The 15,069-nt window shown below is 72.1% G+C and carries 14 protein-coding genes; 9 read left to right on the top strand and 5 right to left on the bottom strand.

Annotated elements, in window-relative coordinates:
• Positions 1–42: 42 nt before the first annotated feature.
• Positions 43–699: an aggregation-promoting factor C-terminal-like domain-containing protein gene (locus tag OIE40_RS08660; RefSeq protein WP_264701807.1), complete on the bottom strand. Its 657-nt coding sequence runs from the start codon at positions 697–699 to the stop codon at positions 43–45.
• A gap of 144 nt (positions 700–843) precedes the next feature.
• Positions 844–1,089: a PLD nuclease N-terminal domain-containing protein gene (locus tag OIE40_RS08665; RefSeq protein ID WP_264701808.1), complete on the bottom strand. Its 246-nt coding sequence runs from the start codon at positions 1,087–1,089 to the stop codon at positions 844–846.
• A 35-nt stretch (positions 1,090–1,124) separates the two neighbouring features.
• On the opposite strand from OIE40_RS08665, the gene OIE40_RS08670 reads away from it, so the two are divergent.
• The 4 genes from OIE40_RS08670 to menD are packed head-to-tail and all read left to right on the top strand — an operon-like array spanning position 1,125 to position 5,694.
• Positions 1,125–2,219, top strand: coding sequence for an AMP-binding protein (locus OIE40_RS08670; protein ID WP_264701809.1), 1,095 nt, complete (start codon positions 1,125–1,127; stop codon positions 2,217–2,219).
• On the top strand, positions 2,220–3,098 hold the full coding sequence (locus OIE40_RS08675) for a 1,4-dihydroxy-2-naphthoate polyprenyltransferase (RefSeq protein ID WP_264701810.1): 879 nt from the start codon (positions 2,220–2,222) through the stop codon (positions 3,096–3,098).
• Positions 3,098–4,105, top strand: coding sequence for an o-succinylbenzoate synthase (locus tag OIE40_RS08680; RefSeq protein WP_264701811.1), 1,008 nt, complete (start codon positions 3,098–3,100; stop codon positions 4,103–4,105). The genes OIE40_RS08675 and OIE40_RS08680 overlap by 1 nt, the downstream gene beginning before the upstream one ends.
• A complete protein-coding gene (menD, locus tag OIE40_RS08685) occupies positions 4,102–5,694 on the top strand; it encodes a 2-succinyl-5-enolpyruvyl-6-hydroxy-3-cyclohexene-1-carboxylic-acid synthase (RefSeq protein WP_264701812.1) in 1,593 nt (530 codons plus the stop codon). The genes OIE40_RS08680 and menD overlap by 4 nt, the downstream gene beginning before the upstream one ends.
• 33 nt (positions 5,695–5,727) lie before the next feature.
• Here the strand turns inward: menD and OIE40_RS08690 are convergent, their stop codons facing one another.
• Positions 5,728–7,389, bottom strand: a complete 1,662-nt coding sequence (locus OIE40_RS08690) for a TM0106 family RecB-like putative nuclease (RefSeq protein WP_264701813.1) — start codon at positions 7,387–7,389, stop codon at positions 5,728–5,730.
• A 13-nt stretch (positions 7,390–7,402) separates the two neighbouring features.
• Positions 7,403–8,098 carry a demethylmenaquinone methyltransferase gene (locus OIE40_RS08695; protein WP_264702326.1) on the bottom strand — a complete coding sequence of 232 codons (696 nt, stop codon included), beginning with the start codon at positions 8,096–8,098 and terminating at the stop codon, positions 7,403–7,405.
• Positions 8,099–8,358: 260 nt separating this feature from the next.
• Between OIE40_RS08695 and OIE40_RS08700 the strand changes: the two genes are divergently transcribed.
• The 3 genes from OIE40_RS08700 to OIE40_RS08710 all read left to right on the top strand — a co-directional run bounded on the left by OIE40_RS08700 (position 8,359) and on the right by OIE40_RS08710 (position 11,989).
• Positions 8,359–9,018 carry an ABC transporter ATP-binding protein gene (locus OIE40_RS08700; RefSeq protein WP_264701814.1) on the top strand — a complete coding sequence of 220 codons (660 nt, stop codon included), beginning with the start codon at positions 8,359–8,361 and terminating at the stop codon, positions 9,016–9,018.
• Positions 9,015–10,718: a DUF6297 family protein gene (locus OIE40_RS08705; protein ID WP_264701815.1), complete on the top strand. Its 1,704-nt coding sequence runs from the start codon at positions 9,015–9,017 to the stop codon at positions 10,716–10,718. The genes OIE40_RS08700 and OIE40_RS08705 overlap by 4 nt, the downstream gene beginning before the upstream one ends.
• 194 nt (positions 10,719–10,912) lie before the next feature.
• Positions 10,913–11,989, top strand: coding sequence for a fatty acid desaturase family protein (locus tag OIE40_RS08710; protein WP_264701816.1), 1,077 nt, complete (start codon positions 10,913–10,915; stop codon positions 11,987–11,989).
• A gap of 69 nt (positions 11,990–12,058) precedes the next feature.
• On the opposite strand, the gene OIE40_RS08715 is transcribed toward OIE40_RS08710, so the two are convergent.
• Entirely contained in the window at positions 12,059–13,300 is a 1,242-nt protein-coding gene (locus OIE40_RS08715; RefSeq protein ID WP_264701817.1) for an isochorismate synthase, read from the bottom strand.
• A 111-nt stretch (positions 13,301–13,411) separates the two neighbouring features.
• Here OIE40_RS08715 and OIE40_RS08720 point away from each other — a divergent pair, with 111 nt between their 5' ends.
• Both OIE40_RS08720 and OIE40_RS08725 read left to right on the top strand, forming a co-directional pair.
• Positions 13,412–14,674: a geranylgeranyl reductase family protein gene (locus tag OIE40_RS08720; RefSeq protein ID WP_264701818.1), complete on the top strand. Its 1,263-nt coding sequence runs from the start codon at positions 13,412–13,414 to the stop codon at positions 14,672–14,674.
• A gap of 16 nt (positions 14,675–14,690) precedes the next feature.
• Entirely contained in the window at positions 14,691–15,050 is a 360-nt protein-coding gene (locus OIE40_RS08725; protein ID WP_264701819.1) for an NADH-quinone oxidoreductase subunit A, read from the top strand.
• Positions 15,051–15,069: the final 19 nt, after the last annotated feature.

Genomic DNA, 15,069 nt, shown 5'->3' on the forward strand with positions numbered 1-15,069 from the left:
ACACCTACCGCGCGACGACGTCCGGTCCCGCCTGGGGACGGCTCAGTACCAGCCGTGGCCGGCCTTGAAGGCCCAGGCCTGGCACGGCGTCCCGTAGGTGCTCTTGATGTACTTCAGCCCCCACTTGATCTGCGTCACGGGGTTCGTCCGCCAGTCGGCACCCTCGCTGGCCATCTTCGAGCCGGGCAACGCCTGCGGGATGCCGTAGGCGCTCGACGTCGGGTTGTCGGCGTTCCACTGCCACTGCGACTCCTGCGTCCAGATCTTGTTGACGCAGGTGAACTGGTCCTTGCCCCAGTGGTGTGCGCTGAGCATGATCTGCTTCGCGATGTCCTTGGGATCGGACGTCTTGGGGTCGTAGCCGAGCCGCTTCACCTTCTCGGCGTAGCGCAGCTTCTTCTCAGCCGCGGCGCGCTGCTTCACGAAGTCGCTGACCTGGAGCGACCGCTCGCGGGCGGCGATGTCGGCCTCGGTCCTGCTCAGTGCCGCCTCACGCCGGGCCGCGGCGTTGACCACGTCGGGCAGCAGGGCGGGGCGAGCGTCGTCTCGGGAGGCCTCGGAGTCGCGGTCGACGGGCGGGGTCGAAGCCGCGTCCACCTCCACCGGCCGCTGGGGATGCGCCACCGGCGCGGTCGCGAAACCGGTCGCCAGGCACAGCGCGGCGGCAGCCGCCAGCGCGGGACGGACGAGAAAGGGCACCCGACGAGGGTGCCACATGATTGATGTTAAGGAAAATCTCAGGTGTCTCCTGGCCGGCTGACCGCTCGGGGTGGGTGTCGGGAGTGGCCCACTGGGGGCCGTCGAGGCCCCGCGGTGACGGTCCGCCGAGCCGCACGTCGCGGGTCAGAGCCCGCGCAGGAAGTCCGGATCGTCGTCGGGGGCACGCGGTCGCTTGGGTGGCGGCTGGGTCCGCAGCGGACGTCCGGCGACCAGCCAGGCGATGGCGCCCAGTCCGGGCAGCAGAATGATCAGCGCCACCCACAGCCAGCGCGGCAGCGCGCGCACCCGGTCGGGGTCGGCCTGGGCGACCTCGATCAGGCAGTAGATGACCAGCAGTGCGAGCAGCACCACCGGCAGGATGCGCGGCATGCGCCCAATCTACCCGCCGACAGTAGGGTGAAAACGTGGGTACGGAGCTGATCGCCGGCGCCGACGTGGTGCCCGGCGTCGCCGAGGTGCTGGCCGGTGGCCCCGGCGTCGCCGTGGTGGCCGACCCGGCGTCGGTCCCCGCGGGCTGGCGCCTGGAGACCGAGCCGCTCGGCGACGACATCGGCGTGCTGATCGGCACCTCGGGCTCGACCGGCGACCCCAAGGGCGTCCTGCTCACCCGGGAAGCGATCCGAGCCTCCGCCGAGGCCCTGCACGCCCGGCTCGGCGGGGCGGGGGACTGGGTCTGCCCGCTGCCGCTGCACTACGTGGCCGGCATGATGACCGCGGCCCGCGCCGCCGTCGCCGGCAGCCGGGCGAGCGTGGTGGCGTCCGACCTGTCGGAGCTGCCGCTGGGCAGCGGCCGCAACTACGTCTCGGTCGTCGCAGCGCAACTGCATCGGGCACTCGAGTCTGCCTCCGCCACCCGCGCGCTGGCCGGGTTCGACGCCGTCGTCGTGGGCGGCTCGGCGGTGCCTGCCGAGCTGCTGCGCCGGGGCCGGGACGCCGGCCTCGCCCTGGTCACCAGCTACGGCATGGCCGAGACCTGCGGTGGCTGCGTCTACGACGGCGTCCCGCTGGAGGACGTCCGGGTCGACCTCGCCGCCGCCGCGCGGATCGAGATCACCGCGCCCGGCGTGTTCTCCGGCTACCGACTCGATCCGGACGCCACGGCGTCGGCCCTGGTCGTGGGCCCGGCGGGGCGAACCCTGCGCACCCAGGACCGGGGCAGCTGGTCCGGGGGGCGGCTGCAGGTGCTGGGGCGCATCGACGAGGTGGTGATCACCGGCGGGCTGAACGTCGACCTTGGCCTGGCCCAGCGCACCGTCGACGACGAGTTCGGGCCGGGCGCCGTCGCGCTGCTGGGCGTCCCCGACCCGCGGTGGGGCACCCGGATCGTGGCCGTTGCCGAGGCCGACCTCACCGTGGCCGACCTGCGCTCCCGGCTGGCCGGACGCCTCGAGCCGGCTGCGCTGCCGCGCGAGCTGCGCCGGGTCGCTGGCCTGCCCCGAACGTCCACTGGCAAGATCGACCGGGCGAGCCTGCGCCGGTTGTGGGCCGAAGGGAGCTGAGTGGCCAGTCCGAGTCAATGGCTGGAGGGCGCCCGTCCGCGCACCCTGCCGGCGGCGGTCTCGCCGGTGCTCGCCGGCACCGGCCTGGCCTGGTTCGAGGGCGCCTTGTCGGCCGGGTCGGCGGTGTTGTGCCTGGTGGTCGCCCTGTCGCTGCAGATCGGCGTGAACTTCGCCAACGACTACTCCGACGGCATCCGCGGCACCGACGCACAGCGGGTCGGCCCGATGCGGCTGGTCGGTTCGGGCGCGGCCTCCCCGGGCAGCGTGAAGGCGGCCGCGTTCGCGTGCTTCGCCGTCGCGGCCCTGGCCGGGCTGGGCATCGTGCTGATCACCGGCATGTGGTGGCTGCTGCTGGTGGGTGCGGCGGCGATCGCCGCGGCCTGGTTCTACACCGGCGGGCGGCGTCCGTACGGCTACCTGGGGCTGGGTGAGGTGTTCGTCTTCGTCTTCTTCGGCCTGGTCGCGGTGGGCGGCACCGTGCTGGTCCAGGTGGGCGGGACACCCCCGGCGACCTGGGCGGCGGCGGTGGCGGTGGGCGCGCTGGCCTGCGCCATCCTGGTCGCCAACAACCTGCGTGACCTGACCGGGGACTCCGCGGCCGGCAAGCGCACCCTGGCCACCCGGCTCGGCGACCGGCGCACCCGCTGGTTCTTCGTCGTTCTGGTCGCCGCCGCGATGGCCGCAGTGGTGCTGGTCGCCTTCGCCACGACGCCGTGGGCCCTGTTGGGCCTGGTCGCGCTGGTGGCGCTGGCCGGTCCGTGTCGCGAGGTGCTCGCCGGCGGCACCGGCCGATCGCTGATCGGCGTGCTGAAGCTGGTCGGACTGGGTGAGCTGGTGGCCTCTGCCGGCCTCGCCCTCGGCCTGGTGATCGGCGCCTGATGGACGGCCCACCCGCCGGCCCCGGGCCGCAGGCGCTGCGCAGCTACGACGTGCCGCTGCGGACCCGGTTCCGCGGCATCGTGCGACGCTCCGGGCTGTTGCTGCACGGCCCCGCCGGCTGGGGCGAGTGGAGCCCGTTCCCCGAATACGAGCGGCCCGAGATCGACGCCTGGCGGGACGCCGCGGTCGAGGCCGCGGTGCGGGGCTGGCCCGAGGCCGTGCGCGATTCGGTGCAGGTGAACAGCACGGTCCCGGCCGTGGACGCCGAACGCGCCGGCACGTTCGCGCTCGCCGGGGGGTGCTCGACAGCCAAGGTGAAGGTCGCCGACCGTGGCCAGGGGCTCGCCGACGACCTGGCCCGGGTCGAGGCCGTCCGCGACGCGCTCGGCCCGTCCGGGCGGGTGCGGGTGGACGCCAACGGCGGCTGGAGCATCGACGAGGCGGTGCGGGCGCTGCGGGCGTTGTCCCGCTTCGAGCTGGAGTACGCCGAGCAACCGTGTGCCACCGTCGAGGAGCTCGCCGAGCTCCGGCTGGCTTTGGCGCGGGCCGGCATCGACGTCCCGATCGCGGCCGACGAGTCGATCCGCCGCTCCGGCGATCCCGAGCGGGTGGTGGCGCTCGCGGCCGCCGACGTGGCGGTGTTGAAGGTGCAGCCGCTGGGCGGCGTCCGGCGCTGCCTGGAGCTTGCCGAGAGGCTCGGCCTGCCGGTGGTGGTGTCGTCGGCGCTGGAGACCTCGGTCGGGATCGCGGCCGGGGTCGCGCTGGCCGCAGCACTGCCCGAACTGCCCTACGCCTGCGGGTTGAACACGGTCGAGTTGCTCGGCGGCGACGTGGTGGCCGAGCCGCTCGTGGCGCGGGCCGGGACGTTGCCGGTGCGGCGGGCCGAACCGGTCGCCGGCTCGTGGCCGGCCGGGCCCGAGCTGGACCGCTGGTGGCGGGAGCGCTGGTCGAGCGTGGCCGAGCACCGCTCGTTGGGCCTGGCGACCGCGGCCGAGGAGCAGCGATGACGTCTCCACGCTGCGCTACGGCGATCATCGCCCAACTGGTGGCCCAGGGCGTCCGCGAGGTGGCGCTGGCGCCCGGCTCGCGCAGCGCACCGCTGGCGCTGGCCCTGGCCCGGGCCGAGCTCGACGGGTTGCTGCGGCTGCACGTCCGCTACGACGAACGCAGCGCCGGCTTCCTGGCGCTCGGCCTGGCGAAGGCGTCCGGACTGCCGGTGCCGGTGGTCACCACGTCGGGCAGCGCGGTCGGCAACCTGCTGCCCGCGGTGATGGAGGCGCATCACGGCGGGGTGCCGCTGGTGGTGGTGAGCGCCGACCGGCCCGCCGCCATGGTGGGGTTCGGCGCCAACCAGACCACCGACCAGGTCGGGCTGTTCGGTGCCTTCGTGCGCTGGGCGGCCCGGGTGTCGTCCACCGCTCCCGCGGCGTCCTGGCCGGCGCAGGTGGCGCGTGCCTGCCTGCTCGCCGCCGATCCGGCCGCCCCGGGCCCGGTGCACCTCAACGTCGAGCTCGCCGAACCCCTGGTGGGCGACGAGGAGCCGTTTCCGCGCGTGCGGCCGGTGATGCGAGCCGATTCCGGGCGGGCCGAGCCGGTGGCTCTGGGTGCCGGCCCGCGCACCCTGCTGCTGTGCGGGGACGCCGCCCCCGACGTGGGTCGCAGAGTGGCGGCGTTGGCTGACCGCGCCGGGCTGCCGCTGGTGGCCGAGCCGTCCAGCAACGCCCGCGCGGCCGCCCTGCGGACGGGACGCCTGCTGCTCGCCGGCCCGCTCGCGGGCGAGGTCGAACGGGTGGTGGTGTTCGGACACCCGACCCTCTCCCGCCCGGTGAACCGGCTGCTGGCAAGTGATGATGTCGAGATCGTCGTGGTGGCTCCGGGGGGCGGCTGGGTCGATCCGGGGTGGCGGGCCTCATCGGTGGTGCCATGGGTCGAGGTTGCCGAGGGCGATCCGGACTGGTGGGCGCGCTGGTCGGCGGCCGACGCCGCGCTGAGCGCCGCCGTGGATGAGCTGGTCGCCGCGCAGCCGGTGCTGACCGGCCCCGCGGTCGCCGCGGCGGTGGCGGACGCAGTGGCCGGCGGCGTCCTGGTGCTGGGCAGCAGCCAACCGATCCGGGACGCCGACCTGGCGCCGCTGAGCCGGCAACGGGTGTTCGCGAACCGCGGCCTGGCCGGTATCGACGGCACCGTGTCGACCGCCGTCGGGGTGGCGCTAGCCATGGACGAGCCGACCACCCTGCTGTGCGGCGACCTGACCTTCCTGCACGACCTGAACGGCCTGGCCGCGGGGCTGGGCGAGCGGCGTCCGGACCTGCGGATCGTTGTCGCCGACGACTCCGGGGGCAGCATCTTCGCCACCCTGGAGTACGGCGCCGACCGCTACGCCGACGTCTTCGAACGGGTCTTCGCCACCCCCTCGGGCGTCGACCCGGCGCTGGTGACCGTCGGCTACGGCGTCCCCGCCGACCGGGTCGGCACCCTGGAAGAGTTGGCCGCCGCCCTCGTCCGCCCGATCAGCGGCGTCGAGGTGATCGTGGCGTCGGTCGACCGCGCCGGACGCCGCGCGCTGGACCGGCAGCTCAACGCCATCGGAGGGTAGGGGTCCAGGGGAACGGTTCTCCCGGTTCGTCCGTCACAGCGTGCGCAGCCACCGCCGCACGTGCCAGGTGGCCCGGACGTCGTCCTCGTTGTACTCCAGCACGCGCTGCCGAGCCGCGGCCCTGATCTCGGGTGTCTCGCCGGTGACGGCCTCGTGGAACCAGGACTGGCTGTTCAGCCCGCCCGGGTCGCTGTCGCGCCAGCGGAACCCGGCCGCCCGGGACGCCACCACCTTCAAGCCCAGGCCCTGGGTGCCGAAGAAGTGCGTCCGGATGTAGGTGAACAGGTCGACGAAATGTCGTTGCGCCCACTCCTCGGCCCACGTCAGCGTCCGGGATCCGTCGGCCAGCCGGTGCAGGCGCACCACCTCGTAGTCGGAGTAGTGGTAGACCAGCGCATCCACCCCGTCCACCAGGTCGCGCAGCCAGCCCATCGCGGCCGCAGCCAGATTACGTTCGGCCTCGTCGTCGAGGGTTTCGAAGGCGCCGAAGTGACGGTAGTAGCACGACCCGTCGCGGCTGTCGCTGACCAGGAACCCCCACAGGTACACCCGGTCGTCCACGGACGTCTCGATGTCCAGATCGATCTCGACGGTGGCGCGGGGAACGTCGATCGTACCCTCGGTGACGCGGTCGAAGTCGACGCCGCGCTGCATCAGCACCGAGCGACGCCAGGCCAGCCGCAAGCGCTCCTCGGCGCCGATCCGGTGGGTCACCCGGGGCAGGTACTCCGGCAGCAGACCCGCCAGGTCGGTCGCGGCCAGCTCGGCGACGGTCGCCACCCCCAGGTCGCGCAGCACGCGGATCTCGTGCACGTCCAGGGGCGACTTGGAGATCCGCAGGCTCAGGTCGTCGTCGTCGAGTTGCGGCCGGCACACGTCCCACCATTGGCACCAGCCGCACTCGCGGTTCGCGATCGGCAGCAGGGCCGGCGGGTCGCCCGGCTCGAGCGCGGAGGCCACCTCGGCCACCTCGACCCGGAACGCGTGCTCGGTGTCGTAGCGCTGCAGCGCCGAGACGGGTTCGGGTGCCGCGTCGGCGAGGGCCCGCGGGCTCGGCGGCAGCAGCGGCGCGTCGAGGTCGACCCACGACAGCACCCGGCCCAGCCCGGGCAGCTCGTCGTTCCCGACCACCGCCGCCAGCGGCTCGGACGCCGCGTAGCCGAGCCTCAGCAGCATCCGCTGGTAGTGGGCGAGTTGCAGCAGGTCGTTGAGTCGCCAGGTGTTCCGGAACCGGTAGCCGGGCAGCACCTGCCGGTTCGCCGGGTCGGACAGCGCCGACCAGGTCAATTGCGAGGCGGCGCTGCGCTGGTCGGTGACCCGATGAAACTTGATCTCGACGGGGTGGTAGCCGCCCTCGGGGGCCCGCAGCAACAGGTCTGGGCGGCCGCTTCGGTGCCCGACGCCGTCCCGCGGCAGCAGCGGACCGATCAGCACCTGGACCCCGGCGCCCAGCGCCCGCATCGCAACCGCCTCCTGCTCGGCGGCGGGCAGGTGGGTCAGCTCACGGCCGTCGAGCACCGATCCGCCGAACCCGGCCAGCAGGGCGTCGAGCACCTCGGCCGAGAAGGCCACGCCGCCGTGGAACACCTCACGCAGACCCTCGTCGCCGGCCGGCAGGCTCAACCCCGGATGGAAGGCGTTGTGCGTCTTGACCGGACAGCTGCGGGCCGCATAGGCGTCCAGGGTGAATTCCACAGTCTCGCGACTTTCAGGCCAGGCCCTTGTGCAGCGCGACGATGCCGCCCGACAGGTTCTTCCAGGCGACCCGGCCCCAACCCGCGGCAGCCATCGCGTCGGCCAGCACCGGCTGCGCCGGCCAGGCCAGGATCGATTCGGCCAGGTACTCATAGGCCACCGGGTTGGACGAGGTCAGGCGTGCCACCAGCGGCAACGCCTTCAGCGCCACCCGGTGGTAGGCCCAACGCAGGGGCGGGAACACCGGCGTGCTGAACTCGCAGATCACCACCCGCCCCCCGGGACGGGTGACCCGGTGCAGCTCGGCCAGCGCGGCCGAGGTGTCCTCGACGTTACGCAGCCCGAACGAGATGGTGACCGCGTCGAACGCGTCGTCGGCGAACGGCAACGCCAAGGCGTCGGCGTTGACGAAGGCGAGCGCGGGTTGGCGCTGCTTGCCGACCTGCAGCATGCCCAGGCTGAGGTCGGCCGGCACCACCAGCGCGCCGGCGTCGGCGAACGGCTTGGACGACGTGCCGGTGCCGGCGGCCAGGTCGAGGATCCGCTCGCCCGGACGCGGCGCCACGGCCTCGAGCACGGCCCGCCGCCAGCCCCGGTCGAGGCCGCCGGTGAGCACGTCGTTGACCAGGTCGTAGCGGGCCGCCACACCGTCGAACATCGCTGCAACGTCGGCACGGCGCTTGGCCAGGGTCGCCCGGGCACCCTTCAGTTCCACCACTCGGCATAGCCTGCCATGCCGCACCGACACGTCGCGGTTCGGGGTCGTCTCTGGGCGGCCGGGCGCTCGCCGTTCTCAGCAACGCCGACTACTTTCGGCAACCGTGACTGCTTTCGTGTCACAACACGAAAGCAGCCCGCCAAGCCGAGAACAGTGGGCGTTGCTGAGAACGGACGCCCCCAACGGCCGCCGCCCGCACCAACCGCGCCACGATTCGGGGTCGGCCGGGGTTGTGGGGGACAATCCTGACCATGGCCAAACGCAGCACAGTGCTCAAGGTGGCCGGGTTGAGCAAGGCGTTCGGCCCGGTCGTCATCGTTCAGGACTTCAACCTCGAGGTGCGCGAAGGCGAGGCGATCGCGCTGACGGGACGCAACGGCGCCGGCAAGTCGACCATCCTGCGCTGTCTGGTGGGGGCGGAGCAGCCCGACGAGGGCAGCATCGAGGTCAGCGGCGTCACGATGAGCGAGACCAACCCCGAGGTTCGCCGCGACGTGGCCACCGTCATCGACGATCTGGACTTCTTCCCCGACCTGTCGGTGGTCGAGCATCTCGACCTGTTGGCCCGCGCCCACGGCGTGCCCGATCCGGAGACGGCCGTCGACGAGGTGCTCGACGAGGTGCAGCTGGTGCCGCAGTCCGGGCAGCTGCCCGGGACGCTGTCGTCCGGGCAGCGCCGACGGCTCGCGCTGGCGACCGCCTTCGTCCGGCCCCGCAAGCTGCTGGTGCTCGACGAACCCGAGCAGCGCCTCGACGTCGAGGGTGTCGAGTGGCTGGCGGCCAGGCTCGCGGCCGAGCGCCAGCGGGGACTGGCGATCGTGATGGCCAGCCACGAGCCGCGACTGGTGGACGCCGTCGCGACCCGCATCGTCCGGGTCGGCGAGCCGGCCGCCGACGAGGTCGGCGCGTGAGCAAGAAGTCCCGCAAGCTGATCCGCTCCGCGCAGTTCGTCGCGCAGCCGGACGCCGCCGCGGCACCCGAGCTGGTGCAGCACACCTTCTGGTTCCTGCCGGACGCCCCGGCCGAGTACGTCGACGAGCGCGACCTGCACGACCAGATCCAGGACTGGCGGCACGGCCGCGCGACCCGGTCGATCTGGGACGCCGTCCAGGACGCCTACGTCGCGATCTTCAGCGTGTTGATGATCGGCGCGATGCTGTCCAATCTCGTGCTGAAGGCACAGTCGACCATGGCGTCGTGCACCGCGGTGTCCTGCCTGTCGGCCCGCACGCTGGTGCCGTGGGCGACCTGGTTCGCGGTGCTCGGCCTGGCGCTCGCCGTTGGTCGACTGTTCGGCCCGGTCCTGGTCTCCGCGGCCGAGGGCTTCTGGCTGATGGACGCCCCCATCGAACGCTCCCGGCTGCTGTCCGGACGCCTCCGCCTGGCCCTGATCGCCGGAGGCCTCGTCGGCGCCCTGCTGGGTGCGCTGACCGCGGCGCTGAGCGGTTCCAGCCCCATGGAGATCGGCCTGTGGACCCTGGCCGACGGGGTGGGCGCGGCCGCGGTGCTCGCCTTCGCCGCCGCCGAACAGACCCGGGAGCGCACCGTGGTGACCAGGGTCGTCCAGACCCTGCTCGCCCTGCTCGCGCTGGCCACCCTGCTGCTGACCGTTGCGGTGGCGGCCGGCTGGTGGCAGCTGGCGCTGCCCGAGGGGGTGACCACGCTCGCTCCGGCCGCGGCAGCCGCTCTGGGGCTGGTGTTGCTGGTGGCCGAACTGGTCGTGGCGTCCCGGCGGCTGGGAGAGATCCGGCGCGCCCGGCTCGTCTCCGGCGGCTCGCTGGTGTCCGGCATGGCCGGCGCGATGTACGCCCTCGACTTCGGCCTGATCCGCGACATCGTGGTCGAGCGGGCCGCCGTGGAACGCGGCCACGTCACCCCCACCGCGGGTCGCGGCCAGGGCCTGCAGTCACTGCTGTGGCGCGACCTGCAACGCCTGGTCAGGTTCCCCCGTCCGCTGGTGCCGCTGGCGGCGTCCGTGGTGGCGCCGTACGCGATGGACGCCCTCGGCATGACCACCCTCAACCCGTTCATCTCGGGGCTGGTCCTGGTCGTGGTGCTGATCCCGTTCCTGTCGATGCTGCGGGTGCTGTCGCGGACCGGGGGGCTGGCCCGGCTGTTCCCGTTCCGCACCTCACAGGTGAAGACGGTCACCATGCTGGTGCCGCTGCTGCTCGCGCTGGTCTGGGCGGCCGCCACGGTGCCCGCATTCGTCGGGATCACCTCCAGCGGTGCCGAGCGGACGCCCCTGGAGGGCCTGACCGTCGCGCTGGTGACCGCGCTGGCCGGCTGGCTGGGTGCGGTGCGCTGGGTGACCGCGAAGAAGGTCGACTTCAACACGCCGATGGTGGCGACCGAATCCGGCGCCGTCCCGCCGATGTTGATCCTGAACCTGTTCCGCGGCCTCGACATGGTGGCGCTGATCACCGCCCCGGTGATGCTCGGCGGGTCCGCGATGTGGTCGTTCGGGATCGCCTTCGTGGCGTTCATCTTCCTGCGCGGCACGTTCAACATGGACGAGATGAAGGCCCAGCAGGAGCAGTTGCAGCGAGAGAAGGACGCCGCGAAGGCGCCCGGCGGGCAGAAGATCAGGGTGCAGCGCCCCACTCGCTGATCACGACCACGGGGGAGCGGGCCCGGTGCGCCGCCCCGCGCTGGGACGGCGGAACTCCTCATCGTCCCCGTCGCGTCGGCCCACCCTTCGGGCAGGCCGTTGCGGGTATCGCCGTCGCGCAAGCTACGCTGGCGTAACCGTTCCCTGAGGCGCCGCCCGGGTTCTTTCGATGGGCCGGTGGAGAAGCGGAGCCGATGACGACCACCCACGCCCCGAACAGGCGCGAACAGTTCGCGAACCGTGCCAGGAGCTTCACCGAACTCGCCGGCCGGGTTCGTGACCAGGGGCTGAACGCCCGCACCCGCTGGTTCTACTTCTCGATCTTCGGGCTGTTGCTGCTGGCCCTGGGCGGCGCGTTCACCTCTCTGGTGCTGCTGCAGGATTCGTGGTTCACGCTGCTGATCGCCGCGGCCCTAGGGATCATCTTCACCCAGTTCGCTTTTCTCGGGCACGAGGCCTCCCACCGGCAGGTGCTGGCGTCCGGCCCGGCCAACGACCGGCTCGGCCGGGTGCTGGCCACCTTCTTCGTCGGCATGAGCTACTCCTGGTGGATGAACAAGCACAGCCGCCACCACGGCAACCCGAACAAGGTCGGCAAGGATCCCGACCTGAAGTCGGACTTCGCCAGCTTCACAAGCGAGGACGCCGCCGCCAGCCGTGGGCTGAGGCGCTGGCTGACCCGCCGGCAGGGCTGGCTGTTCTTCCCCCTGCTGACCCTGCTCGGGTTGGACCTGCACGGCCAGTCGGTCCGCACGCTGCTGTCCCGCGGGCGGGTCGAAGGCCGCAAGACCGAACTCGCGTTGCTCGCCGGCCGCTTCGCGCTGTACCTGGGAGTGGTGTTCTGGCTGCTGCCACTGGGCATGGCGTTCGCGTTCATCGGCGTCCAGGTGCTGGTGTTCGGGCTGTACATGGGCATCACGTTCTCGCCCAACCACATCGGCATGCGGATCGTGCCCGCCGACTCGAGGCTCGACTTCCTGGACAAGCAGGTACTGACCTCGCGCAACGTCTCCGGCGGCTGGTTCATGACCGCCTTGATGGGTGGACTGAACTACCAGATCGAGCACCACCTGTTCCCGAGCATGCCGCGCCCGCACCTGTCCAAGGCGCGCCGGCTGGTGCTCGCGCACTGTCGCGAGCACGGCGTCCCCTACACCGAGACCGGCCTCGGCGAAGCGCTCGCGATCGTCGTGCGGCACATGAACGACGTCGGCATCGCGGCCGCCCGTCGCTTCAATTGCCCGACCGCCGGCGCCCTGGGACGCGGCTGACGGTGGCCCGGTGGTTCGTCATCCCGGGCTTGCCCCGGGATCTCGGGTGCAGAACCTTGACCGGCCACCTCAGCCCAGCAGGGCGTTGACCATCGGCACCAGCTTGGCCTGGGTCTCGGCGAGTTCCTCGTCGGGGTCGGAGCCCTCGACGATGCCGCAGCCGGCGAACAGGTCGATCCGGGCCGGGTCGTCGGGGTCGATCAGTCCGCAGCGCAGGGCGATGGCCCACTCGCCGTCGCCGCGGGCGTCGATCCAGCCGACCGGTCCGGAGTAGCGGCCCCGGTCCAGGCCCTCGAGTTCGGCGATCGCCGCACGGGCCGCCGCCCGCGGCGTGCCGCACACCGCCGCCGACGGGTGCAGCGCCGCAGCCAGGCGAAGCGCGCTCGCCTTCTTGTGCGCCACGGCGGTCACGTCGGTGGCCAGGTGCAGCACGTTGGGCAGTTCCAGCACGTACGGCGACTCCGGCACGTTCATGCCCGAGCACAGCGGCGCCAGCGATTCGGCCACCGACGCAACGGCCAGTTCGTGCTCGCCCAGGTTCTTCGACGACCGGGCCAGCGCCGAGGCAAGTTTCAGGTCGGTCTCCTCCGACCCGCTGCGCCGGATCGTCCCGGCCAGGATGCGCGACGTCGCCAGGCCCCGCTCACGCCGGATCAGCATCTCGGGCGAGGCGCCCACCAGGCCGTCGATCGAGTACGTCCAGCAACTCGGGTACTCGCGCGCCAGGGTGTCGACCAGGTACCGGGCGTCGAGCGGCCGCCGGGCACGCGCGGTCACCGAGCGGGCCAGCACCACCTTCTCCAGACCGTTGGTCTCGATCCGGCGGACGGCCTCGGCCACCCGGCGCTTCCAGCGGGCCTGCGCCTCGGTGTCGAGAGTGATCTGCACCCCGTCCGGCTCCTGCACCGAAGGACCCGGCGCGGGCACCGCCAGGGGACCGTCGCCGAGCACCGTGAGCCACGCCTGGCCCTGCCGGCGTCCGATGATGATGCGTGGAACGACCAGCCGCGACACCGCGGCGGTGTGCACCGGATCGAAGCAGAACGATCCGAATGCGAGCGGTCCCGCACCGGCCACGCCGTGCACCTCGGAGTCGTGCTCGAGGCCGGCCACGAAGGTGCTCCACCAGGCGTCCGCCTCGGCCGGGCTGGCCACCTCGACCGAGCTGTGGCAGCCCAGGCCGACCATGCCCTCGCCGCGCCGGATCCAGGCCACCGACGTCTGATCGACTAGGTATTTTGCCAACGATCCCGGGTCGTTAATAGCGACCGTGCGGGCGAGGGTGGGGGCGGCCGGAGGCGCTGAGATCACCCGGGAAGCTTAGCCACCGCCCAGGGGTGGGCTCGAATGGCTGTCGTGTCATTTCGTGCCTAGACTGGCCGTGCCCGACGGGCAATGAGCAAGAATTCGACGAGGAGTGACATGTCCGAGGAACAGGCGGACGTCATCGTCGTCGGGGCCGGCCCCGCGGGCGCAACCACTGCCTGCTGGCTCGCCGATCGGGGTCTGACGGTGGCCCTGTTGGAGAAGAGCCGGTTCCCGCGCGACAAGGTGTGCGGTGACGGCCTGACCCCCCGAGCGACCAAGCAGTTGCTGCGGTTGGGCATCGACGTGTCCGAAGAGGCCGGCTGGCTGCACAACAAGGGCCTGCGCGTCTACGGAGGTCGCACCGAGCCGTTCGAACTGCCCTGGCCCGAACTGGCCGAGTTCCCGTCGTTCGGCCTCGTCCGCAAGCGCGCCGACTTCGACGAACTGCTGGCCCGCCGCGCCGTCGAGCGCGGCGCCACTTTGTACGAGCAGGCGAACGTCACCGGGGCCGTGATCGACGACCGCAGCGGACGGGTGACCGGGGTGACCACCAAGGACGGCCGCACGTTCAACGCGCCGCTGGTGGTCGCCGCCGACGGCAACTCCTCACCGGTGGCCAAGTCGATGGGCCTGCTCAAGAACGCCAAGCGCCCCATGGGCGTCGCCTGCCGCACCTACTTCACCTCGCCGCGCAGCGACGACGAATGGATGGAGTCCTGGCTGGAGTTGTGGGACGGCAAGCCGGGGGAGTCCAACCTGCTGCCCGGCTACGGCTGGATCTTCGGCATGGGCGACGGCACCTGCAACGTGGGGCTGGGCACGGTGGCGTCCACGGCGACCTCGCAGAAGCTGAACTACCGCGAACTGCTGCAGACCTGGCTCGCCAACACTCCCGAGCAGTGGGGTTTCACTCCCGACAACCAGGTCGGCGGCATCGCCTCCGCCGCCCTGCCGATGGCCTTCAACCGCAAGCCCGCCTACACCCGTGGGCTGCTGCTGGTCGGCGACTCCGGCGGCATGGTCTCGCCGTTCAACGGCGAAGGCATCCCCTACGCCATGGAGGCCGGCGAGCTGGCGGCCGACGTCGTCGCCCGCGCCCACGCCGAGGGGGTCGGGACGCCGGCCGCCGAGAAGGCGCTGGCGTCCTATCCGGCACAGCTGGCCCACGAGTGGGGCGGGTACTTCCGGCTCGGCCAGATCTTCGTGAAGCTGATCGAGCACCCGCAGGTGATGCGGGTGTGCACCCGCTACGGGTTGCCGCGGCCCGCGCTGATGCGCTTCACCATCAAGTTGCTGGCCCACCTTTATGACACCAAGGAAGGTGATTGGATGGATCGCGTGATCCACACCGTATCGAGGGTGGTTCCCGCAGCATGACCGGACGGAGGCAATCGTGAGTCCCTACATCCCGATCCTGGGCATCATGCTGCTGGCGCTGGCGTTCCTGGGAGTCTCGGTGGTGCTCAGCCTGCTGGTCGGGCCGCGTCGCTACAACCGGGTCAAGTACGACTCCTACGAGTGCGGCATCGACCCGACCCCGGCGGCCGCCGGCGGTGGCCGCTTCCCGGTGAAGTACTACATCACCGCGATGATGTTCCTCGTCTTCGACGTCGAGGTGGCCTTCCTGTATCCGTGGGCCGTCGCCTTCGACAATCTCGGCGTCTTCGGCTTCGGCGCGATGATGATCTTCCTGCTCGTGCTGGGCGTCGCCTACTTCTACGAGATCCGTCGCGGAGGCCTGGAATGGGACTGACCGCACGCACGACCACGAG

It is taken from the genome of Micropruina sonneratiae, from assembly GCF_025972045.1.
Lineage (GTDB): Bacteria > Actinomycetota > Actinomycetes > Propionibacteriales > Propionibacteriaceae > Micropruina > Micropruina sonneratiae.